The sequence below is a fragment of the Peijinzhouia sedimentorum genome, assembly GCF_049340005.1.
Classification (GTDB): domain Bacteria; phylum Bacteroidota; class Bacteroidia; order Cytophagales; family Cyclobacteriaceae; genus CAXBDP01.
In genome coordinates, this window is the sequence record NZ_JBMPIY010000005.1 from 37792 (window position 1) to 61961 (window position 24170).

Sequence of the window (24170 nt, forward strand, 5' to 3'; positions counted from 1 at the left end):
ATTATTCTATCTACTTATTTCCAACCCACACGGTCAAAAATCATTACTGCCTTTTGGTTGTTTTCGCCTAATACAGAAAGATTCAATTCATCTGATTTGAAGTTCCCCCAGCTTTTTAGTAATTCCGAATGTTCCACATTTGGGTTTACTGGGTATTCATAATTGATATTTGCCAAGGTTCCTTGAGCAGATTCGCTAGAAAGGAATTCAATTAGCTTGATGGCATTTTCTTTGTTTGGCGCATATTTCGTAACTCCGGCTCCAGAAATATTTACGTGGGTACCTCTATCGTTTTGATTTGGGAAGAAAATGCCAACTTGTTCAGCTGCTAATTTTTCCTCTGGATTCTCATCATTAAGCATAATACCGATGTAATAGGTGTTTACAATTGCAACATCACCTTCGCCAGCAGCAACAGCTTTCACTTGGTCTCTATCGTTGCCTTTAGGCTCACGAGCCATATTTGCTAATACATTTGAAGCCCATTGCTCAGCGACTTCTTCACCATTTGCAGCAATAATAGATGCCATCAATGATTGATTGTAGATGTTTTCTGAGCTTCTAGTTAAAATTCTACCTTTCCAGTTTTCGTTAGCCAAATCTTCATAGGTGCTGAGTTCTTCAGGAGTTACGCGTTCTTTGCTATAGGCAAGAATTCTTGCACGGTAGGTCAAACCAAACCAATATCCCTCAGGGTTTCTGAATTTAGATGGAATATTTTGGTTCAAAATATCAGATTGAACCGCTTGTAATAGGCCTTTTTCATTGGCTCTATGTAGTCTGCCTGCATCAACTGTAATTAGTACATCAGCAGGTGAGCCTTCACCTTCCAATTCTAATTTCTGGATAAGTTCGTCTGCACTTGCGCTTACTACATTCACTGCAATGCCTGTTTCGGTAGTAAACTGATCGAATAATTGTTGATCAGCTTCGTAGTGACGGTGCGTATACACATTCACAACTTCTTGTTCAGTTTCTTCAGTGGTAGTTTCGCAGGATACGATTGCCATCCAAGCAAAACCCAAAAGAACGATTTTAAATACTGATTTCATTTTCATGAGGTTTATGGTTTTTGTTTTTCTTTTGTTGGCTATAGATAAGTGTATCTAATCTATTGGTGGACAAAATTAAATGTTATTTAGATTAAATCTAAATTAAAACAATATTTTTCTACCCATTTGCGGAGAAATTTTAAGAATGGTTTAAAATAGAAATCAGCAATAAATTGCGAACGCAAATTAGCCGAGATGTAGATGTGAATTTATGCGTTTTGTCAGGAAAATTCTTGATTTGCAAAAGGAATATTACCAATTCAAGGAGTAATTTCCACCATTGGTGAAGGCAATACTTGCGCTCTCATTTCCCTCAAAAGTAAGAACTCCCTCATAGTTAAAAAACCTACCACTAATTGAGGCTCCACTGAAAACGAAATTGGCGGTGCCAGAGGATATTTCTTGTGATTCTCCGTCCACAATAATGTCAATTCCAACAAAAGATATTTTTCCTACATATCCATCTAGTATATCATTACTGGCTCTGTATGAGCCTTCTATATCGGTAATTAGATTTATCGTAAACTCATTCTCAAGATTGCTCAGTCCACTAAGATATATGCTGGTTTCGATTTTTTCATTGGCAGAAAGATCATTAGTTAAGTATCTTCGGTTGCCATCCAATATGCTTGTCAACTCAAATGGTTTATCTTCTAAATCACATTCATTTTCTAAAGTCCAGGTATAGCTATATGAATTTCTACTATTGATTACTTCATTTAGAGAAGAGTCATTAAGAACATCGCAACCTAAGTCTGCAGCAGTGAGCCCTTGTAATGCAGTTGCATTTATCTGTGAAATCAAACCTCCTGAATTAGGTAAGATTGCTCCTTCAATTGCCAATACTACATCCTCTTCCAAAATTGAAATTGGTTCAGGGGTTTCTTCTTGACATGAATTGAGGGAAAAGAGTAAAGCAATTACAACAATAAGAATATTTCTGTTTGATCGATACTGTTGAATAAGCATGTAATTCTTATTAAAAATTTTGTTCAAAATTAACGGTAGTATTCTTTGCAATCAAGGATTAAAAAAATAGCGGGAGGTTTATTTATGAAATTAGTTTTCAAGCTATTTTCAATTAACCACTCTCACCTATCCAACAACGATGAAATGATTAAATATTATACTGAATATAATATTGTGCTAAGTGTTTTGAACGGTATTTGTGAAAAGAAAAGCCATCCACTTTTTAATAAGCAGATGGCTCACATCATTTGTATAGTTACTTAGCTTTTGAATCTTCCCGAAAAATAAAATGCTGCACCCGATAAGGCAATGTCTTTTAAAAGGTTACTCATTGAGGCTTGGGCACCATCCATTGCTCCAGGCAGATGAACGGTAAGTGCAAATATCAAAAGCATAATACCCAGTAAAAGCATAGCAAGGGAGGTTTGGATTTTTAAAATCAAACTTAGGCTAGCTAAGATCAAACCAGCTCCTGAAATGTAGACAAAAACTGTAGGAGCAGGTAAGTAAGCGGGAACTATCCCAGACATTTCAGTGGCGTTCATAAAATGGAAAATACCAAAAATCATAATTGGTAAGGCAAATAAAAATCTGCCAATCATTGATAAGCTTTCTTCTTTCATGGTATACTTAATTTTGTTTTAAGTACAATTTACAGATTATTATTTTTACGTAAAACCAAATGAAGAAATTTTATAAGTTTAATTGATTGTATGTCAGACTATTTGTTAACTACTTTTCTCAAAAATATACCCTCTGGATCTACGGTAGGTCTTTGATTAGTTAGGATTGAAATTGGCTGTTTTGAAAGTTCCATAATCTTAACGCCATCGGCTGTGTGCACTTCCATAGGAATGCTGAAATTGATATTTGGGATGGAAATGCTGTATTCTCCGTCTTCACCCTCCCGCACAATTACTTCCGGTATTTCTGTAGTATTCATAAAAAAGGCAAAGAAGTTTGTGTAATCTTCTCCACTTTTCTTATTTACCAAATTCACAAAATACTCTGTTGTTATTCCATTCAGATATGTGCTTTCTGGTGTATTAGCGAGATCATACAAAATTCCAAAAAAGAGATCATCACCAAGCATTTGCCAAAGCATATGAAGGACAAAAGCGCCTTTACCATAAATATCCGGATGATAGGCCGCTACGGAATTCACCTGCCGCCCCATTACAATGGGTTTTTGGTTTGCTACATTATTTCTGGTTTGGCTCATCTTTTTCCAATATTCATCCCAGCCAAACTTGGTGTATAAATATAATGCGTCTGAAAACGCACAAATGCCTTCGTGAATCCAAAAATCTGCCCAATCGGAAGCTGTTACCTTATTCGCCCACCATTCGTGCCCCAACTCATGTAGCAGCAACCAATCATACGTTTTGCCTTGAGTTACTGTAAATCTGTATTCATTTCCATAGGCATTTATGGTTTGATGCTCCATCCCCAAATAGGGCGTTTCTACCAAGCCGAATTTTTCTTTTGCAAATGGATATTCTCCAAAATACTGCTCATGATGTTTTAAATTATCAATCGACAACTCAGCCATAGTTTGCAGTTTGTCTTCATTTTCTTCCAGCAAATACACATCTACTTTCACGGGATTATTGTCCACCGACGTGTAGGAAGTGCTGTAGTTTGCAAACTTGCCTATGGTAAAATTGATGCTATAATTATTAATTGGATATTGGGTAAACCAAGTATAAATGGACTGTTCGTTTTCAACTTCAACCACAGATTCTAGTAAGCCATTGCCAATGGCTTGGTAGCCAAAAGGCACAGATATACTCATTCGAACGGAGTCCGGCTTGTCGCTAGGTTGATCTTTGCAAGGCATAAAAATATCGGCGCCGTCGTTCTGACAACTCAAGCCAATCCAATGGTTACCATTTGGGCTTTTTTCGAAAGTAAAACCACCTTCCCAAGGAGGATTTGGCGCAATGGGTACTAGTCCTCCGTATTTCACTGTCAATTTCACCAGACCATTTTCGACTAAACTTCTATCGAAAGGAATGCTAATCTTGCCGTTTTCATGCTTAAATGAAAGAGATTTACTGCCTGAAATAATGCTTTCGATTTTGTAGGCACTTACCAAATCAAGTTCCCAGTGAGATTGATTGCTGAGCTGCTGAAAAACAATTTTTACAGAGCCGGCCAAGGTTTTCGTTTCCGGGTCGACCTTCAGATCAAGCTCATAGTATTTGATATCCATTGCTGCTTGCAATTCATTAAGCGGGCCACCTGAGCTTGGCCTTTGAGCAAGAGCAATTACAGGAAAACCTATAATTAGCAGAATTAGTAATTTCTTCATCTTTTGGCTTTTTGTGAAAGCAATTTACAAATTTGAATCCTTATTTCTTTTTAGAATTTATTTCTGGCTGCTTGAGTATAATTCCTTGCACAATCTGATTTTCATGCCTTAATTCAATCATAGATGAAAACAAACTGGAAAATTTGGGCGGATACCGGAGGCACTTTTACGGATTGCCTTGGTAAAATGCCTAGTGGAGAAATCCGACGTGCAAAAGTGCTAAGTGATGGTAGTCTTAGAGGAATTGCCTTACGATATGCGAATAGCAAGCTTTACATCAATCACAGATGGGAATTCAGTGATGAACTTATAATAGGTTTTAATTTCGCTTGGCTTTCTCACCCAAATATTGAACTGAAAATTACTCGAGCGAATTTGGCTGAAGGTTGGCTTCAATTAAATGAAGAGATTGAATTTTTAGAGTCAAACAGAGATTTTCAGATTTTTACCGGTGAGGAAGCTCCTGTATTAGCTACAAGATTAATCACAAATACTGCTATTCATCAATCGTTTCCGCCATTAGAAATGCGCCTTGGATTTACCAAAGGTACCAATGCATTGCTTGAGCGCAAAGGGGCAAAAGTAGCATTAATCACCAATATAGGCTTTGAAGATTTGCTCATTATTGGTGACCAGCAAAGACCTGATATTTTCGCCCTTAATGTTCAGAAGGCGAAGCCTTATTATTACATAGCATTTGGCATTTCTGCCAGATTGGATGCACAGGGAATTGAATTACAACAATTACCTATTGAAGAGGTAAGGCAAATTATTGCTGAACTTAAAGCAGAAGGGATTGAATCGGTAGCAATTGCAATGATGCACAGCTATCTGAACCCAAGTCATGAGCTGCAACTTGAAGAGTTGTTTAGAGAATCCGGCTTTTCAAGTATTTCGGTTTCGCACAAACTTGCCCCAAATATTAAGATATTATTTCGTGCGCAAACTGCTGTAATAGATGCATTTATCAGTCCTGTGATTAATGAGTATTTGAATGGAATTACCCTATCCCTTGGAGGTAGCAATATCAAAGTAATGACAAGTGCGGGAGGTTTGGTAGATGCTCAATTGTTCTTAGCAAAAGATAGTTTGCTTAGTGGTCCAGCCGGTGGAGTAGTTGCCTCTGCGGCAGCAGCTAATAGCCATAATATTACAAAGCTGCTCACCTTGGATATGGGAGGCACTAGTACCGATGTAGCTCGATACAGCGGGAGGTTTGATTATCGATTTCAAACCAATGTTGGCGAAGCGAAAATCTTCAGTCCTTCACTCCATATTGAAACTGTTGCAGCGGGAGGTGGTTCCATTTGCGATTTTGATGGAATCACACTCACGGTAGGCCCCGAAAGTGCAGGAGCCAAACCTGGTCCGGCCTGCTATGGTGCTGGTGGTCCTCTTTGTATTACAGACATCAACTTGCTTTTAGGTAGAATTGAGCCATCTTTTTTTGGCATTCCAGTTCACCTCCAAAAATCCGAAGAGGCACTAGATAAAGTGCTTACAAAGATGGGATCAAAGCTTGGTGCAAAGGAAAAGCGAGAGGATATTTTGGAAGGATTCTTATTGCTTGCCAATGAAAAAATGGCCGAAGCAATTCGCAAGATTTCCATCAACAAAGGAATTGATCCAGCTGAACATTCGCTTTTGGCATTTGGAGGAGCTGGCGGGCAGCATGCTTGTGCAGTTGCAGAAATCCTGAATATCAGTGATATATTGATTCCCTATGATGCAGGATTATTAAGTGCTTTAGGGATGGGAATGGCTCGAATTGAGCGCTTTGCCGAAAAGCAAATTCTACAAAAATATGAGCAGGTAAGTCAATCACTTGCTGAGATTATAAATGAGCTCGGAGAGCAAGCTTTAGAGGAATTAAGACAGGAGGTAAGGGATGAACCCGTTGACATTGAAGAGCAACAAATTGCGCTTAGATTCCTGGGACAAGAAAGTACTATTACTGTGGATTGGCAAGGCGAAGATCAGCTGATTGAAGATTTCAAGAAGGAGTATTTAAAGCTTTTTAATTACTGGCCAGCCAATAGAGAGATTGAAATAGAGTCCATTAAAGTAATTGCTAGGAGCAGAGAGGTTTCAGCTAAGATCCATTCGTCAAGCCTCAAATCGTATAAGCCCAAGGCAGATTTGGAAAGGGACAGTTTGATTGAAGGTAAGTGGCGAAAGATTGACATTTATATTTGGGAGAATCTTGAAGCAGGTGCAAGAATAAATGGACCTTCAATGTTGGTGAGCAAAAATTCCACATTGATGGTAAATGCCAATTGGCAATTAAATATAGCTCAAGATCGAGCTGCCATTTTGGAATATCAAGGTTATGAAAGTGCCTCCAATATCAGCCATTCTGAAAGTGTAGAATTGTCCTTATTTACTAGCCGATTTCAGTCCATCGCTGAAGAAATGGGAACGATGTTGCAGAGGACTTCATTCTCAGTAAATGTGAAAGAGAGATTAGATTTCTCTTGCGCATTGATGGATGCAAATGGCTATTTGATTGCAAATGCGCCCCATATTCCAGTGCATTTGGGTAGCTTGGGAATTTGTGTGCGAAGTGTAATTCAGCAATTTCCTATAGAAAAGGGCGATGTAATCCTTACAAACCACCCTGCTTATGGAGGTTCGCATTTGCCAGATGTTACGATGATTTGTGCTGCTTTTGATGAGGAAGGCAAGCGAATTGGTTATTTAGTAAATAGAGCGCACCATGCCGAAATTGGAGGAAAGAGCCCAGGCTCGATGCCAGCTGATGCGAAATTGCTGAAAGAAGAAGGCGTCATCCTCCCGCCTACTTATGTTTGCAAAGGAGGCGTCACTGATTGGACTGAGGTGATTTCATTATTGCAATCGCCACCTTTTCCAAGTAGGGCAATTCACGAAAATCAAGCTGATTTTTCTGCTGCACTAGCTTCATTAATGGCAGGAACCGAAGCTCTTCAGCATTTAGCAGAATCTTTCGGCACCGATAAGCTTTATTATTTCATGGAGAAAATCCTGGCTGAAACTTCTAGAAAGTTGCTAAATCGCTTATCCAAATATCAAGATAGGAAATTAAGTGCTCAAGAATTATTGGATGATGGTTCGGCGCTAAATGTGGAGGTTGGATTTACAAATAATGAGTGGCAGATTGACTTTAGTGGAAGCGCCCAAGTGCACAAAGGTAATTTTAATGCTACGCCGGCAATAGTACAATCTGTGATTTTGTATGTGCTGCGATTGATTGTGAATGAACCAATGCCACTGAATGAAGGGCTCATTCGTGGAATAAAAACTATTCTACCAAACGGACTTCTCAATCCCCCATTTGCTGAAATGGAAGGTAATGAACCTGCGGTAGTTGGTGGAAATACGGAAGTAAGTCAGCGATTGACAGACACATTATTGAAGGCATTTGAACTTGCCGCTTGTAGTCAAGGTACTATGAACAACCTGCTATTTGGTAATGAGAAGTTTGGTTACTACGAGACCATTTGTGGTGGTGTAGGAGCAGGCCCAGACTTTCATGGTGCAGATGCCGTTCATCAGCACATGACGAATACTCGAATTACTGATCCTGAGATTATGGAGCTTCGCTATCCGGTTCGCTTATTAGCATTTAAAGTACGAGAGAATTCAGGTGGCAAAGGTAAATTCAATGGAGGAAATGGAATTTCAAGGAAATTGAAGTTCTTGGAGGATGTTACGCTGACTGTTCTTTCCCAGCATAGGAATATTGCTCCTTATGGCTTAGCTGGTGGGGAGGGCGGTAAAGTTGGACGCCAAGTCTTGCAGCAGACAAATATGCCGGTGGAAGAAATGCCGGGTTGTTTCAGTAGGGAGATTTCGAAAGGAAGTGTTTTTACAATCGAGACGCCTGGGGGTGGTGGATATGGAAAAAATTAAAGCTTTAAGCTTTTAGTACTTTTCAAACCTTTAATAAAAACCTGATACACAATTGAGCCTTTGTAAATAGTTGGTATATCCTCGATTTTAGTATTTTTTCGAATGATATTCCTTTTCTCTCGAAACTTGCTTTTATTCTTAAAATAATCTTGATGTGCTTGGTATACAGCCTTAAAATTATCCCAGCTTTTGTCAACGATAAGAAATTTCAAAGCTGCAATTCCATCTAGAATAAGGCGGGAGGGAATTATATACCAGCTTTTATTGGCTGGTAGGTTTTTGTAAAGCAATGTCAATCCATTTCGAAAATTTAGATAGGTTTTCCTTGGGTTGTTATGCGAAAGTGTACCACCTCCTACATGATAGACAGTGCTTTGACCTACATAGGCAACTTTTAATCCTGCACTTTGAATCCTCCAGCAAAGATCAATTTCTTCCATATGTGCGAAGAACTCTTCTTCTAAACCACCAAGCTCTTTGTATACTTTGCTGCGAATAAGCATACAAGCTCCACTCGCCCAAAAAACCTCCCTCGAATCGTTGTATTGGCCTACATCTTTATCTGTAAGGTGAAACAGTCGACCTCTGCAGAATGGATAGCCGAGAGAATCGATAAATCCACCTCCTGCTCCAGCATATTCGAAATAGTCAGGATGGCTGTGAGATAGTATTTTGGGCTGAACTGCGGCAACTTGAGGGTGATCGTTTAGATAATCTACCAATGTATCTATCCAGCCTTCACTCACTTCCACATCACTATTAAGTAAGCAGAAATATTCGTGATCTAATTGAGCGAGCGCTCGATTATATCCACCTGTAAATCCATGATTTTCTGTAAGAATAATGGTTCTTACTTGTGGAAAATGCTTTGTTAGAAACGCAATAGAATCATCGGTAGAAGCATTATCGGCAACTATCACCTCATGACCCTTGCTATGTTGGAGGACGGATGGTAAAAACTTTTCTAAGTATTTTTCACCATTATAATTGAGGATGACGATTGCCGTTTGACTCATTTACAACATACTGCTTAAGTCCATGCCAGGGATGTTTGGCAACATACCATCCGTGGCTTTCTTCATTTCCTCTTTACCCAATGCTTCTGCTTCTTGCAGTGCTTTATTAGTGGCGGCCACAATGAGGTCTTGAAGCATTTCTGGATCATTTGGGTCGATCAGGCTTTTATCGATTTCAAGCTTTATTAATTGCTTCTTTCCATTGGCAGTGGCTTTTACCATTCCTGCGCCAGATTCGGCAGATACTTGTATAAATTCTAATTGCTTCTGGGCTTCTTTCATGCGCTCCTGCACTTCCTTGAGCTTGCCCATCATTTTCATCATATCAAACATGGTATTAATCTTTAAGAAGGTTAAAATTGAGGCTAAAATCTAAGATAGCCAACAAAAAAAGTGGATTAGGATTATTTAATTAAGAGGACGGTACCTGATTGGTTGAATCGCCTCCCTCCTAGATCAATCATACTGACTTTGTAAACGTAAGATCCCTGCTGAACCAATTGCCCATTATATGTACCATCCCAACCTTCATTAATATTTTGGCTTTCGTAAAGCAGCTCTCCCCATCTGTTAAATATTTGGATATTATACTTTCCGAAAAATTCGCCAACAGGCTTGAATTCATGATTTGGAGGAGTACTATTGGGAGCAAAAGCATTTGGAAAGGCTAGATTTATTCCTGTGCTGAAACAAATTGGAGTGCCGATTTCTGACTCTAGCAAACATTCGTCTTTATAGGTAATATAATAGCATACTTGGGAGCTTTTAGTTTGAAGATCCCGATCTGTAAAGCTCAGATTTTGGGTGCTATCAATCAATGCCCTTTTGCCAGATTCTTCTCTGTAGATATAAAATAACTGAGGGTTTTCTAAGGGATTTGCCCACGTTATAGAAATTCCTTCGAAACTAGGCAAGAGTTCTTTTCCATATACTGAGTCCTGTGGAATCAAAGCTCGAGTAATATGATCTATTTCAAGAGAACTACTTGTTTTACCGTCATTATTTATTAAGTGGACAGAATAGGAACTAGTTACATTGCATGTAACATCAGAGTCTACAAAGGAATTATCAGGAAAACCACCTTCTTTTATTAGCTGGCCATCTCTGAATATCCTGAAAAACGAATTGGCCAATTCAGCTGTTTCCCAAGTTAAACGGTTTTGTTTATGCTCTCCAATTACTTGTAATTGAATGCTACAAAATTGGTTAGAGATAGTTGGAACATTGCCACATTCATCAAGTGTTAAAATTCTAAAACAGTAATAGTTGTCTGTTGGATTAAGATTGCTAATTATTGCTTTGCCAGATTCTGGAAAACGTGCATTCGCTGGGCCAAAGGTATTTGATCCATTTTGAGCAAATTGGATTACATACTTATTGTTTGGAGAAGCGTCAAAACTTAAAACTATTTCTTCATTTTCGTCAATTACTATTGACTGAATATCAGCTTTAGGTAATGTTTGCGATACTTCAACTAGTTGATTAAATGTATTACAATTTATATTAGAGCCAATTTCAAAAACTCCCTTTGCCTCAAGATTATAAGTGCCTGAATTCTGATAAGTATAGGTAATATTCTCATTTGCATTTATATATTTTGGACTAGAACCATCTCCGAAATTAATTAGAACCCGCTGAAAGGGGCTAGATAAACTAGGTGCGTATGACACATTAACTGAATTTGCTGAACAAGTAATAATCTCAATTTTAGGTGCTTCCGGATTGAAAACTCTAACTTCTAATGATACTATTGGCAGGTTCGAAGCTATTTGCCTCACAAAGTATTCGCCAGGCTCTTCAAATGTGTATGTGATTGTTTTGCCAATTTCTCCTAAGCCTCCTCCTATTGGTGGAGAAGCAACTGATGAACCTTTTCTGACAATCTGATATTGAACAACCTCAGCCTCTACTAAGTTTGTAATAGTAATCGTATGAGGACTACACCCTTCAACAAAATCTATTTCGAATCGATTCTCAGCTATTAGGAACAAAGGCTCAACGTAATCAAGATAAATATCATGCCTCCATAAAGTTAAGTCAGGTACATTATCATTTGTTACCATGCAAGTATAAACTCCTTTATCCTCTGGCTGTGGGTCATTTATGGTTAATGTTACTGTCTTTGTCCCTTTAATTCTGTCTGTGTCTTGTATTGGCACACCATCTTTGTACCATTGATGCACATCAATGGTGCCATTAGCTTCAGAGTTCATTATAATGGGTTCATTTTTGGCAATTTTGTCATTCAAATCGACGGTATATTCTTCGTACAGGCTATCTTGTCTAAAGTATCGATTGCTCAACGGGAAAAACGACATATTTGGCTCTATATCTCCAAAATCAAATTTACAGTCACGAACATTCAAATCTTCTAAACTCTCCATTACATTAAAATTCGGAAGAGTATTTAGTTTCGGGTTATTATGAATATCTAAAACCATCAATTTTTTTAACGAAAGTAATTCTGTAGGAAAAGCACCTAAAAAATCATTTGAGTGAATCCTTAAGCTTTCAAGGTTAGATAGATCTGCAAAGGCAATCGGAATATTTCCTTGAAATTTATTTGTTGAGAGATTAAGGTTTTTAAGGGATTTCAAACTATCCATTTCAAATGGAATAGACGTAAGTTCGTTGATATTTAGACGGAGAACTTCTAGGTTGCTTAACTTGGTTAGCTCGTAAGGAATCGGTCCAAACAAGTTATTTGCAGATAAATCTAAAACCTCTAATGTGTCTAGTCTTTCTAATTGAGGTGGTATTAACCCCGTTAACCCTCTATTAGGTAAATGAAGCTCTATTACTTTTCCAGTTTGATCCTGAAGAACCACTCCGTTCCAGCTATAAACTGAAAAATCTAGCCAATTGCCTTGAAGTGTCCAGTTTGGTCCATCTGTTGAAAAATATATTCTTGATAAAACTAATGAATCACCTATGTGAACTTTGGGTGGGGGGGTTATAGCTTGACTAAATGAAAAAGTTGGCGCTAATATCAATATGTATGTCAGAAATGACATACATAGGATAGGTACTTTGATATTTTTTTTAAACCAAAACATTATTCATATTAAGGTAATAAATATAACTTAGTGTTCAAAATATCAATCTGAAGATTCCTGTCCACCGACAAAAAAGGAACTACTTTCCTATAACTGTGAATTTTATGTTCTAGTTCTGATGAAGTTTGTATAGGTTTTCTAAACTCTAACGCCTGACAGGCAGTCATCCATTCTATTGATAGAATTGTGAGTAAATTATCTACTACTTTATAAAGTTTTGTAGCAGAGTTTGCACCCATACTTACATGGTCTTCTTGACCATTGGATGAAACAATTGAATCTATAGAAGCTGGCGTGCATAATTGCTTGTTTTGGCTTACAATAGATGCAGCAGTATATTGAGGAATCATCAAGCCCGAATGCAAACCAGGCTTAGCTACCAAATAAGGCGGGAGGTTTCTTTGGCCTGAAATTAATTGGTAAGTTCTTCGCTCTGAAATACTTCCTAACTCAGCCAAAGCAATAGCAAGGAAATCCATTGTCAATGCCAGTGGCTGACCATGAAAGTTTCCTCCAGATATGATCAAATCATCATCAGGGAATATATTTGGGTTGTCTGTTACGCTGTTTAATTCTGTCTCTATAATCCTTTCGGCATATTCTATGGCATCCCAACTTGCGCCATGTACCTGTGGTATGCATCGGAAGGAATATGGATCTTGCACATGCTTTTTGGCTTGGGTTAGGATTTCACTTCCTTCAAGCCAATTCAGTATTTCTTTTGCGCATGTAACCTGTCCTTTGTGCGGACGAATTTTTTGTAATAATTGGTGAAAAGGTTCTGGTCGGCCATCGAATGCATCGAGCGATGCAGCTCCAATCATATTGGCCAGCCCTAGGTACTTCTTAGCTTTGCTCACAGCCCATAGCCCAAATGCCAACATAAACTGCGTGCCATTGAGTAAGGCTAAGCCTTCTTTTGCCTTTAGTGTGATGGGTTCAATATTTAGCCTTTGGTGCAGTTCGGCACCTTTCATTTTTTCACCCTTGAAATAGACTTCACCTTCGCCAATTAAAGGCAAACTTAGATGAGCTAAAGGAGCCAAATCTCCGGAAGCACCTAGAGAGCCCTGCTCATAAATAACAGGTGTGATGCCTTGATTATAAAAATAGACAAGCCGCTCAACTAACTCGACTCTTACGCCTGAATGGCCAAATGCCAAACTTTTGATTTTTAGTAAAATAATAAGTCTGACTATTTCTTGTGGAATTTCCGCACCCGTTCCACATGCATGTGAGCGAACCAAATTCTGCTGGAGACTTTCTAGTTCGGACTTGCTGATTCGTTTCCCATACAAAGAGCCAAAACCAGTATTGATACCATAAATAAGGTCTTTGTTAGTGGAAATTTTGTTCTCCAAATACTCCCTGCATTTTTGAATAGCTTGAACACTATCCTCTGCCAAAGCCACTGAACGGCGGGAGGTAAAAGCAGTAAAAAGCTCCTCTGCAGAAATATTATCAGTCGATATGTAAAAGGTATTATCCAAGCTTTGCTATTATTTGATTCAGTGTTAAAGACTCTTGAACTCCAGTTTTCAGGTCTTTCAAACCAAAAACTTCATTTTGCAACTCCTCTATTCCAGTCATCAATAGGTAAGGAATGGCTTTTTTTTCAGCATAAGTAAATTGCTTTTTCAATTTATCTCCATCTGGGTAAATTTCAGCAGCAATTCCGGCATCTCTAAGTGATTTCAAAATGCCTAAAGAACCTTTGAGCGATTCATCACCAAAATTAGCTAAAAGAACTTGGGTAGGAGTGAGGCCTTCAGACGGAAAAAGATTGAGTTCTTCAAGCACATCATAGATTCTATCTACACCAAAAGAAATTCCAACACCAGACATATTGTCCAATCCGAAAATACCCGTAAGATTGTCGTATCTACCTCCCGCTGTTATGGTGCCCATTTTCACAGAAGTAGGCTTCACTTCGAATATTGCACCCGTATAGTAACTTAAGCCTCTTGCTAGTCTTGGGTCAAATTCTATTTTGGTTCCATCATCACCAAAGGCTTCTAAAAGCGAGATTATTTCTTCAACCTCCCGCAATCCATTTTGGCCTTCTTCATTGTTGGCAAATAATTGGTGAAGCTGCTCAATCAATTCCTTATTGTTTCCTTTCAACTCAAGAAATTGTCTTGTTTTATCTAAAGTGTCGGTTTCAAAACCTCTTCCAGCCAATTCTTCTAATACTTTGTCTGTGCCTATTTTATCTAGCTTGTCAATCGCCACACATAGATCTGTGAATTTATCCTTTGCATTCAAAATGCCGGCGAGGCCTTCCAGCACTTTTCTGCTACTGAATGTGATTACATAATCTTCTAACCCAAGTAGCTTGTAAGCCTCCTTGATCATCAAGATAATTTCGGCTTCACATATTATGGAATCTGTGCCGATAATATCTGCATCGCATTGATAAAACTCGCGATAACGCCCCTTCTGCGGACGATCAGCTCTCCAAACTGGCTGGATTTGAAAGCGCTTGAAGGGAAAATGAACTTCGTTGCGGTTCATTACTACGTACCTTGCAAATGGTACTGTTAGGTCGTAACGTAAGCCTTTTTCGGTGATTTTTGGTAACAATCCTTTTGCACCTTCCGCAATATCAGTCGAATCAGTTTTGGACATGAAATCACCAGAATTCAAAATTCTAAATAATAACTGATCGCCCTCGTCGCCATACTTGCCTGTGAGTACGGAAAGGTTTTCCATGGCGGGTGTTTCCAATGGCATAAAGCCAAATTTGCGAAATACAGATTTTATATTGTCAAGGATGAAATTTCGTCGAGCCATTTGCTCAGGACCAAAATCTCTTGTTCCTTTGGGTAGCGTTGGTTTTTGCATTGCCTAAATATCCTAAATTTTAAGCAAAACTAAGGTTTTTCCTGCTTTGTAGGCAATGGCAATTTTCAATAGATTAATTTTGTGATGCTTTGGGATTTGAATTCATTTTATTTACCTTTGCAATCATTTTTCGGGATAAAGTCTAAAAATATAGAACAATGGCAGTTACAAGGTTAATGAGAAAAGCTAAAAAGAATATAGCTAGACAAAAGAACAAGCTTAGAGTAATCAAGCAATTGAATTATAAGCCTGCTTTGAAAAACGTGGATATTGAAGAATTGAAAGCTTCATTTCCAAAGAAGTCTGATAAATAATCCTATCAAAATATTTAAGCTTTAGCTTAGAAAGCAGGTGTTTCACCTGCTTTTTTTGTTTTACTGGTTGTTAGGAAGGTTTTTAAAAGGCTAATTAAAGCTCCATTAAACTGTTTTTTAAAATGAAGGCTCGCAAAGAAAATCAACAGCTAAGCTGGTTTTCTTTGCGAGCCTTTTGTGATTTAGACACTTTTATGGTTGCCTAATTACACATCATTTTTAGCATATATCTCCGCAATTTCATCTACAGCCTTTCTGCTCCTTGGTGCCAATTCTCTGCTTTTAAAAGGTTCTTCTAATTGCTCTGCATCACCCAGATAACCCAATGCGATAAAGCAAATTGGAACTTCATTTTCTGCTAATTTAAATTGGGTTCTAGTTTTATCAGGATTGAAGCCGCCAATGAAATGGCTAAAAATGCCCATCGAAATGCCTTGCGTTACCAAGTTTGCATTAGCCAGTCCTACATCATGCATAAAGGTTTTATTCTCGGCACCATTTTCATAAGTTTTTATACCTATGCTTAGTATAATTACTGCTACTTTATCTGTCCAAATCTGATTGCCGGGCATCATACATTCCCACATCTTCTGAAAAGTTGCTGTTCCTTTTTGTGCTGCCACATATCTCCAAGGTTGTGCATTCATGGCACTTGGCGCCCAAGATGCTGCTTCTAGCAAAGTTTTAATCTCTTCCGGCTCTATGGAGTCATTAGAAAATGCTCTTGGGCTCCAGCGCCTTTTTATGAGTCCATGTATTGGAGTTTCTGTTATTGCTTCTTTTATCATTTTATGCTGTAATTTCCATTGGTACTTCCATCAACAATAATTTTGCGTCATCGCTCAAGGAAGTGAATTTTACTTTATCTGTATCCCAAATACCATAACCATCTCTCTTGTTCAATTGTTGACCTTCTACCTCTACACTGCCTTCTAATACAAATATGTAAAGTCCGTTTTCGTGTAATTTGAAAGTATAATCCTTCTCTATTCCTTTATCCAATTCAGCTAAATGGAACCAAGCGTTTTGATGAATCCAAACTCCATCATCATCAGCATTCGGAGACAGAATTTGTAGAAACTCATTCTTCATTTTAGTTTGATCGAGCGTCAATTGATCGTAGCGTGGCTGTACATTTTTGCGATTTGGAAATAGCCATATTTGCAAGAATTTTACTTCCTGATCTTTGTTTTTGTTCATCTCACTATGCTGAATGCCAGTGCCAGCACTAAGCACTTGAATGTCGCCTTGCTTGATTACTTGCACATTGCCCATGCTATCTTTATGTTGCAAATCACCTTCCAAGGGAATGCTGATGATCTCCATATTATTATGTGGATGCATTCCAAAGCCCATCCCTGGAGCTACAGTGTCGTCATTCAATACACGTAGTACCCCAAAGTTCATTCTGCCGGGATCGTAGTAATGGGCGAAACTAAATGAATGATAAGAATTGAGCCAGCCATGATTTGCATGACCACGACTATTTGCTTTGTGTAATATGGTTTGTGCCATGATTATAATATTTACGAACAAAAATGATGTATATACATTAAAAGTTTCGACATTTAAAAATTCAGCAATATTTCTATCTGGAATTCACGCTGGAAATAGGCGGGAGGAATTTTGGGTTTGGAGAAAATCAGCTTGTAATCTGTATTAAAAGCAAAAGACCTTCAGGATTTTAAATCAAAGAAGGTCTTTTGTTTCTATTTAGAAATAAGTTTTACCTAATAAGCTATTCCCATCTTTTTGAAAATAAAGTGCATAAGCCAAGCAGGGCCAATCATTAAGAATTGGACATCTTTCAAGAAACTGGGTTTTTTGCCTTCTACTTTGTGACCATAAAATTGACCGATCCAAGCAGCTACAAAAATAATAAGCGAAACCAACCATAGAGGCGTGGCTACATTCATATCTACCCAATTGGCGGCAAATGAAAATACGGCTACCACTACCAACATGCCCAAAAATAGCGGAAAGGAGAGCCGAACGTAATACAATAATGTGATTACCAATAACACTGTAGCCCAATTGGCATAATTACCCATTGATGGGAAAGTTGACTTTAAAATCCCTGCCGGAATAGACCAAATCAAACCCACAATGCTAAAGAAAATTAAGGGTACACAAATCCAGTGAATGGTTTTGTTGAGTCCGTTTTGATGGCTTTCGCCATATTCATTCAGGAGGGCATCTATCTTTCTCATTTTGTTATTTTTTCGATTCGATAAACAATATAGGAAATTATGCATATCCAAATCAAGCATCTATAAATTCTGCTGGCTCAGCTGCTAACAAATCAATATCCCTCCCGCCATTTTTGTCTGAATTGGGCAAAAGGATAATTTCCATTTCCAATTTATACCGAAATGCATTTTGACTTTATTCTTTATATGTAATTTGTCTTCTGATTTTAGATTCATTCATTGTTGAATTCATTGAAATATCATGGCTGAAAAAAGACAAATAGCATTTTTTGAGAGGTACTTAACTGTTTGGGTGATATTATGTATTGGCGTGGGTATTCTCATTGGCAATGTAGCTGGTGATTCGATGGCCGTACTTAGCAGTATGGAATTGTATAAAGTAAACATTCCAATTGCTATTCTTATCTGGATGATGATTTATCCAATGATGCTTCAAATTGATTTTTCGAGCATTAAAAGTGTTGGCAAAAAGCCCAAAGGAATTATTCTAACTGTTGTGATCAATTGGGTGATTAAGCCATTTACCATGGCTTTTTTCGCTTGGATATTTTTTGCTAAGATCTATGCAGCTTTCATTTCGCCCGAATTAGCTGGTGAATATATTGCTGGTGCTATTTTGCTAGGCGCAGCTCCATGTACAGCAATGGTTTTTGTTTGGTCTTACCTTACCAATGGCGACCCGAATTATACTTTAGTACAGGTGTCGGTAAACGATCTTATTTTGCTCGTAGCTTTCGTTCCCATTGTTGCTTTTCTACTTGGGATTACGGATGTGGTAATTCCATACGAAACTTTGATCATCAGTGTGCTAGTTTATGTAGTAATTCCACTAGTAGCTGGAGCGATTACTAGTAAATCATTGATTTCAGCGAAGGGAGAGGAATGGTTCAAAAATGAATTTCTACCTAAGTTTAAGCCGGTAAGTATCATCGCATTATTGCTTACTTTGATATTGCTTTTTGCTTTTCAAGGCGAGAATATTCTTAGCAACCCATTGATTATTGTATTCATCGCAATTCCGCTTATTATCCAAACCTATTTTATCTTTTTTGTGGCATGGTATGGCGGGAGGAAACTTAAACTCTCACATGCTATTTGCGCACCAGCAGCTTTGATTGGTGCAAGCAATTTCTTCGAATTATCAGTTGCAGTGGCCATCGGCTTATTTGGTTTGGATAGCCCAGCTGCATTGGTTTGCGTAGTTGGCGTATTAGTAGAAGTCCCCGTTATGCTATCATTAGTGGCTTTCGCCAATAAGCAATTACCGAAATTCAGCAGTTAGGTAAAATTGGGTTTCACTTAAGCATATAGCCCTTTTAGGTATTTAACCTCTGTTTCAACAATGGTTTGATTAAATAGATAGTTCTTTGAATAAATTTGAGTAATGATATTTATAATAAAATATTGAATAATAATAGATTATTCAATAAACAATTAAGTAAGGAAATAGATAAATAAATTGTAAGTCAATCGATTGTAACTATAGTCCATGGTTTAATTCGTGGTCTATAGTGGTCAATTACGAACCCAAAACCGTTTTAGCGGTTTGGTAAATGCTCCAACCATTTAAATTTGAACATTGCCATTCCAAAAAGGCATGATTTACAAAATCGGCCAAATGACATTTATCAACCATCAACATTTTCTCTCATCCCTACCCATTTTACCCATTAAAAACCCTACTTTTACAACTGGGTCAATTTCTATTTTAGCTACTTGCATACAAAGCCGAAAATATTGGTATTTATCGATTGGTTTTACCCTGGATTTCGTTCTGGAGGGCCCACACGCTCGGTTTGGAATCTGATCCAAAAGCTCAAAGATCAATTTGATTTTTACGTGGTCACGCGTAATATTGATTATTGTGAGGAAACCCCTTACCTAAATGTAATTCCTGATCAATGGCAGGAGGTTTTCGAAGGCTTGCAGGTATATTATCAGGATCATAAAAAGCTTAGTGCTGCAAATATCAAAAAGCATATTCAAAAGATCGATTGGGATTTTTGCTATATAAATGGATTGTATTCTTATTATTTCTCTATTCTTCCAACACATTTCACCAAGCGGATTATCAAAGGGAAAGTAATTGTTTGCCCTAGAGGAATGTTATCTGATGGTTCCATTTCAGTAAAAGGCACCAAGAAGAAAGCCTTTGTTAATATTGCTCAAAGGTTTGGCTTGTATAAACATGTAACATTTCACGCTACCAAAAAGCAAGAAGCTGAGAATGTGAAAAAATGGCTTGGTAGTGATAATGCCGAAGTAATCCCAAATTTTCCTTCTGAAGTTTTCGAAGAGAAATTATCATTTCCTATTAAGGAAAAGGGCTACCTGAATTTGATATGGCTGGGCCGAATATCTCCTGAAAAGAATCTGGATTTTGCCTTGAAGCTTCTGAGAAATACTCGCTCGGGCAAAATCAATTTTATGTTGTATGGTGTCATCTATGATAAAGCCTATTGGGAAGATTGCCAAGAGATTATAAACAAAATGCCCTCCCGCATCCATGTAGAATACAAAGGTGTACTCAATCCTGAAGAAATACCTCGAACCCTTACGCAATTCCACTTTTTCTTTTTACCCACAACAGGCGAGAACTTTGGACATGCTATCTTAGAGAGCCTGTTATCAGGTACACCTGTTATTATAAGCAATACTACACCTTGGACTAATTTGGTAGATTTGGGTGTGGGTTGGGATCTACCGCTTTATGAGCCTCGGTCTTTTCTCAAAGTATTGCGCGACGCTACAAACATGGAAGGCAAGCAATATTTAGAATTAAGAAAAAGAGTGATGCGATATAGAGAGAAAATTTTGGATATTGAGCCTCAAATTGAAGGATATAATAAATTGTTTTCGAAAGAATGACTAATATAATACTGGGAATTTCGGCCTTTTATCATGATTCTGCAGCTGCATTGCTGATAAATGGAGAAATTATAGCTGCTGCTCAAGAGGAGCGCTTTACAAGGAAAAAACATGACCCAGGTTTCCCAAGCAATGCAGTAAAATACTGCTTAGAGGAGGCTGGTATTGACTTATGTCAAATTGATGCAGTTGCATTTTATGATAAGCCATTGCTAAAGTTCGAGAGGCTTTTGGAAACGTATTATGCCGTTACCCCAAAAGGACTGAAATCTTTTATTTCGTCCATGCCCGTTTGGATGAAAGAAAAAATGTTCCTGAAAAAGTTGATTAAAGACGAGCTAAAAGAAATTGGAGAGCTTGATTTAAGTAAAACTAAATTGCTTTTCCCTGAGCATCATCTATCACATGCTGCTAGCGCATTTTACCCAAGTCCGTATAAGGATGCAGCAATTCTCACAGTAGATGGAGTAGGGGAGTGGGCAACAGCTTCTATTTGTCACGGAGAAGGAGAGAAGATCACTATTCTCAAAGAACAGCAATTCCCACATTCTTTGGGCTTATTATATTCAGCATTCACATATTTCTTAGGCTTTAGAGTTAATTCAGGCGAATACAAACTGATGGGTTTGGCTCCATATGGAGACCCTACCAGTGAGGAAGTAAAGAATTTTGTTGCCCTGATTAAAGAGCATTTGATCAATATTCGTGAGGATGGTTCTCTTTGGCTAAATCAAGAATATTTTAGCTATGCAACAGGCCTCAGGATGGTGAAGGATAAAAAATGGGAAAAGATTTTTGGTTTCCCACGGAGAGAAATGGAAGGGGAATTGGAGCCTAAGCATTGTAATTTGGGCTTAGCTATACAGCAAATTACGGAAGAGCTTGTAATTTCAATGGCTAAAGAAGCGAAGAAGTTAACGGGCTCTAACAATCTGTGTATGGCGGGAGGTGTGGCATTAAACTGCGTAGCAAATGGTAAACTTCATGACGAGAAGATATTCGACAATATATTTATCCAACCTGCTGCAGGTGATGCGGGAGGTGCATTAGGCGCAGCCCTTACAGCCTATCATGCCTATTTTGAAATGCCTCGAGTGGTTACAGATAAATTAGATACGCTTAAAGGGTCTTATTTGGGGCCAGCATTTACAGCTAAGGATATTCAAAAAGTACTCAATAAATATCAAGCTGTTGGAAACAAAGCTAATGGAGAAGAAGCCTTCTTTGAGGAGGTTTGTAATTACATTAAGGATGGAAAAGTAGTAGGTTGGTTCCAAGGCCGAATGGAGTTTGGCCCACGTGCATTAGGCGCAAGAAGTATTTTAGGTGATCCACGCAGTGCAGAAACACAAAAGAAGCTTAACCTGAAAATAAAGTACAGAGAATCATTCCGTCCTTTTGCTCCATCGGTGCTCGCAGAAGATGTAGCAGAATATTTTGAACATAAGGATATTTCACCCTATATGCTAATGGTAAAGCCTGTTGCACAACAACGTAGAGTTGCATTGCCAGACAACTACCATTCAATGTCTATCCGAGATAAGCTTTATACCCTACGTTCGGATTTACCATCCATTACGCATATTGATTTTTCAGGTAGAATCCAGACAGTCCACAAAGAGACTAATCCAAAATTCTGGAATTTGATTAATACCTTCAAAGGAATGACTGGATATGGAGTCGTGGTGAATACCAGCTTCAATGTCCGTGGCGAACCAATTGTTTGTACGCCCGAAGATGCTTATCGCTGCTTTATGCGTACAGAAATGGATGTGCTTGTAGTAGAAGACTATATCTTTGTAAAAGAACAACAACCGGAATGGAAAGAAACTGATAATTGGCAATTAGAATTTGTTTTAGATTGATATGAAGAATTTCCTAATCAACACTTTCTTGATTCTGATCAGTTTGGCTATAGGTGTTTATATAGTAGAATTGATAGCACGTAAAATTGAGCCAAAAGAAGTTTTTGAAGGATCAGGGGGTAGCTATTTGCAGCATGAAACGCTTGGTTTTGTCCCTAAGCCAGGGAAAGGACGCGTAATTACCAATGAATTTGATGCCACATACATTGTGAACGAAGATTATATGAATGACCTTCCTCTAGAAGCACCTCAACTTGTTGATTCTGGAAATGTAATTGTACTTGGCGATTCTCATACCTTTGCTTTAGGTGTGAACCGGGAGCAAACCTTTCCTTGGGTATTAAATGATCTGGTGCAATCTGAAGGGCTAATAAATGGTAAGGTTTGGAATGCTGGATCTATCGGCTACAGTTTAAGTCAGTATTTACTAAAATACCGTGAATTAGCTCCAAAAATTAATGCTGATTTGGTTGTAATAAGTTTCTCCCAAGCCACAGATTTGTATGACCATATTCCACCATCTAGAGGTGGTTTTATTTATGGGTCAACCTTTGGTAGAATTTACCATGATCTCGATGATAAAGGTCGGTTAATCGAAAAGACTGAATTGGTTGGGAAGTATAGCGCAGATGGTAGTTTTTCTGAAGTGAAACAATCTGCTGAAAATACTAACTCTAATGAGCAAGCTCAAACTCAGCAAACCACCAATAAAGTTAATCGTCTTCAAAAGTTTAAAGATAATCTACATTATCGCTCGGCACTTTATAGGATGTTGAAAAGATCTAAAATTGCTATGTGGGTAGCTACAAGGTTTCGACCGGGTGGGCAATCATTATGGCCAGGCTTAGATACAAGTCTTAAGATAGAATTAACAGAAGACGATCAATACAGAATGGACTTGGCAAAAGCATTAATAGCTCAAATTGCAAAAGAGGCAAAAGCAAATGGTAGTGAAGTCCTTTTTGTAAATATACCCTATATTGCAACGGTTTACGATGATGTATGGGATGCCTCATTTGGTTCTCAGCCAAAAGTATATGATCGTTTTTTAGGTAGCTCAAGGATGAAGCAGATTTGTGAAGAAGTTGACATTCATTACCTAGATCTGACGAATGCTTTTATTACTGAAGTTGAAAGTAAAGGTAATTGGCTTCACTTCCCAATTGATGCACATCCAAATATTGCTGGCCATCAGTTAATTGGAGAAGAAATATTGAATTTTGTTAAAGTAAATCAGCTAGTAAAACAGTAATCCATGGAATTTCTAAGAGACATGTTAAAATTTATGGGTGAGCGGAAAAAATTCTGGCTTGCACCGATAATCATTGTATTAGTGTTATTAGGCTTATTAATTGTCATAGGTGGCGGTTCTGCCGTTGCGCCATTCATCTACACAATATTTTAATGAAAGCTAGCAATACTACCTATAAGACCCTGTTGGTCATGATCACAGGCTTATTGGTTTTTTTCTATTTCTTACAGATTGATATTTTAGTTTATATCTCTTTGGGTATCGGGCTTGCTGCTATTATTTCCTCCCGCTTGGCTGCTGGTATAGAGTGGCTATGGCTTAAGCTTGCGGAAATTTTGGGGTGGATAAATTCTCGGATACTTTTAAGTATTGTGTATTTTATATTTCTTTTTCCTCTAGCCTTATTTAGAAGGATTTTCCAAAAAGAAACAAACTGGAAGCTCAATAAAGGGAAGAAGAGTTTTTACGTAGAAAGAAACCATACTTACACCAAAGAAGATCTAATTAACCCTTGGTAAT

At 38.0% G+C, this 24170-nt stretch carries 20 protein-coding genes; 8 read left to right on the forward strand and 12 right to left on the reverse strand.

Annotated elements, in window-relative coordinates; all coding sequences use genetic code 11:
• Positions 1-14: 14 nt before the first annotated feature.
• The 4 genes from ACOXY8_RS08980 to ACOXY8_RS08995 all read right to left on the reverse strand — a co-directional run bounded on the left by ACOXY8_RS08980 (position 15) and on the right by ACOXY8_RS08995 (position 4335).
• Positions 15-1052: a Fe(3+) ABC transporter substrate-binding protein gene (locus tag ACOXY8_RS08980; protein ID WP_458331242.1), complete on the reverse strand. Its 1038-nt coding sequence runs from the start codon at positions 1050-1052 to the stop codon at positions 15-17.
• Positions 1053-1304: 252 nt separating this feature from the next.
• Entirely contained in the window at positions 1305-2021 is a 717-nt protein-coding gene (locus ACOXY8_RS08985; RefSeq protein ID WP_458331243.1) for a hypothetical protein, read from the reverse strand.
• A gap of 260 nt (positions 2022-2281) precedes the next feature.
• Positions 2282-2644, reverse strand: coding sequence for a DoxX family protein (locus ACOXY8_RS08990; RefSeq protein WP_458331244.1), 363 nt, complete (start codon positions 2642-2644; stop codon positions 2282-2284).
• 98 nt (positions 2645-2742) lie between these two features.
• Positions 2743-4335 carry a M1 family metallopeptidase gene (locus ACOXY8_RS08995; protein ID WP_458331245.1) on the reverse strand — a complete coding sequence of 531 codons (1593 nt, stop codon included), beginning with the start codon at positions 4333-4335 and terminating at the stop codon, positions 2743-2745.
• Positions 4336-4458: 123 nt separating this feature from the next.
• Here ACOXY8_RS08995 and ACOXY8_RS09000 point away from each other — a divergent pair, with 123 nt between their 5' ends.
• Positions 4459-8226 (forward strand): hydantoinase B/oxoprolinase family protein, encoded by a 3768-nt coding sequence (locus ACOXY8_RS09000; protein WP_458331246.1) that lies wholly within the window; start codon positions 4459-4461, stop codon positions 8224-8226.
• Here ACOXY8_RS09000 and ACOXY8_RS09005 read toward each other — a convergent pair.
• From ACOXY8_RS09005 to hisS, 5 genes are all read right to left on the reverse strand, one after another.
• Positions 8223-9242, reverse strand: coding sequence for a glycosyltransferase family 2 protein (locus tag ACOXY8_RS09005; protein WP_458331247.1), 1020 nt, complete (start codon positions 9240-9242; stop codon positions 8223-8225). The genes ACOXY8_RS09000 and ACOXY8_RS09005 overlap by 4 nt on opposite strands.
• Positions 9243-9575, reverse strand: a complete 333-nt coding sequence (locus ACOXY8_RS09010) for a YbaB/EbfC family nucleoid-associated protein (protein ID WP_458331248.1) — start codon at positions 9573-9575, stop codon at positions 9243-9245.
• 71 nt (positions 9576-9646) lie between these two features.
• Positions 9647-12298, reverse strand: coding sequence for a T9SS type B sorting domain-containing protein (locus tag ACOXY8_RS09015; protein ID WP_458331249.1), 2652 nt, complete (start codon positions 12296-12298; stop codon positions 9647-9649).
• Between the two features lie 8 nt (positions 12299-12306).
• The gene (hutH, locus tag ACOXY8_RS09020; protein ID WP_458331250.1) at positions 12307-13788 is read right to left on the reverse strand and encodes a histidine ammonia-lyase; all 1482 of its coding nucleotides are present in this window, start codon (positions 13786-13788) and stop codon (positions 12307-12309) included.
• The gene (gene hisS, locus ACOXY8_RS09025; RefSeq protein ID WP_458331251.1) at positions 13781-15142 is read right to left on the reverse strand and encodes a histidine--tRNA ligase; all 1362 of its coding nucleotides are present in this window, start codon (positions 15140-15142) and stop codon (positions 13781-13783) included. The genes hutH and hisS overlap by 8 nt, the downstream gene beginning before the upstream one ends.
• Positions 15143-15300: 158 nt before the next feature.
• Here hisS and ACOXY8_RS09030 point away from each other — a divergent pair, with 158 nt between their 5' ends.
• Entirely contained in the window at positions 15301-15456 is a 156-nt protein-coding gene (locus ACOXY8_RS09030; protein WP_458331252.1) for a hypothetical protein, read from the forward strand.
• A gap of 206 nt (positions 15457-15662) precedes the next feature.
• On the opposite strand, the gene ACOXY8_RS09035 is transcribed toward ACOXY8_RS09030, so the two are convergent.
• From ACOXY8_RS09035 to ACOXY8_RS09045, 3 genes are all read right to left on the reverse strand, one after another.
• Complete coding sequence (locus tag ACOXY8_RS09035; protein WP_458331253.1) at positions 15663-16244, reverse strand: nitroreductase family protein; 582 nt, start codon at positions 16242-16244, stop codon at positions 15663-15665.
• A gap of 1 nt (position 16245) precedes the next feature.
• Positions 16246-16971 carry a pirin family protein gene (locus tag ACOXY8_RS09040; RefSeq protein ID WP_458331254.1) on the reverse strand — a complete coding sequence of 242 codons (726 nt, stop codon included), beginning with the start codon at positions 16969-16971 and terminating at the stop codon, positions 16246-16248.
• A gap of 215 nt (positions 16972-17186) precedes the next feature.
• Positions 17187-17666, reverse strand: coding sequence for an Mpo1 family 2-hydroxy fatty acid dioxygenase (locus ACOXY8_RS09045; protein WP_458331255.1), 480 nt, complete (start codon positions 17664-17666; stop codon positions 17187-17189).
• 241 nt (positions 17667-17907) lie between these two features.
• Between ACOXY8_RS09045 and arsB the strand changes: the two genes are divergently transcribed.
• The 6 genes from arsB to ACOXY8_RS09075 all read left to right on the forward strand — a co-directional run bounded on the left by arsB (position 17908) and on the right by ACOXY8_RS09075 (position 24169).
• On the forward strand, positions 17908-18948 hold the full coding sequence (gene arsB / locus ACOXY8_RS09050) for an ACR3 family arsenite efflux transporter (RefSeq protein WP_458331256.1): 1041 nt from the start codon (positions 17908-17910) through the stop codon (positions 18946-18948).
• Positions 18949-19382: 434 nt separating this feature from the next.
• Positions 19383-20534 (forward strand): glycosyltransferase family 4 protein, encoded by a 1152-nt coding sequence (locus tag ACOXY8_RS09055; protein WP_458331257.1) that lies wholly within the window; start codon positions 19383-19385, stop codon positions 20532-20534.
• Positions 20531-22399: a carbamoyltransferase family protein gene (locus ACOXY8_RS09060; protein WP_458331258.1), complete on the forward strand. Its 1869-nt coding sequence runs from the start codon at positions 20531-20533 to the stop codon at positions 22397-22399. The genes ACOXY8_RS09055 and ACOXY8_RS09060 overlap by 4 nt, the downstream gene beginning before the upstream one ends.
• A 1-nt stretch (position 22400) precedes the next feature.
• Entirely contained in the window at positions 22401-23651 is a 1251-nt protein-coding gene (locus ACOXY8_RS09065; protein WP_458331259.1) for a hypothetical protein, read from the forward strand.
• Positions 23652-23654: 3 nt separating this feature from the next.
• Positions 23655-23804, forward strand: coding sequence for a DUF5989 family protein (locus ACOXY8_RS09070; protein WP_458331260.1), 150 nt, complete (start codon positions 23655-23657; stop codon positions 23802-23804).
• Positions 23804-24169, forward strand: a complete 366-nt coding sequence (locus ACOXY8_RS09075) for an SxtJ family membrane protein (protein WP_458331261.1) — start codon at positions 23804-23806, stop codon at positions 24167-24169. Before ACOXY8_RS09070 ends, ACOXY8_RS09075 begins: the two co-directional genes overlap by 1 nt.
• Position 24170 lies beyond the last annotated feature (1 nt).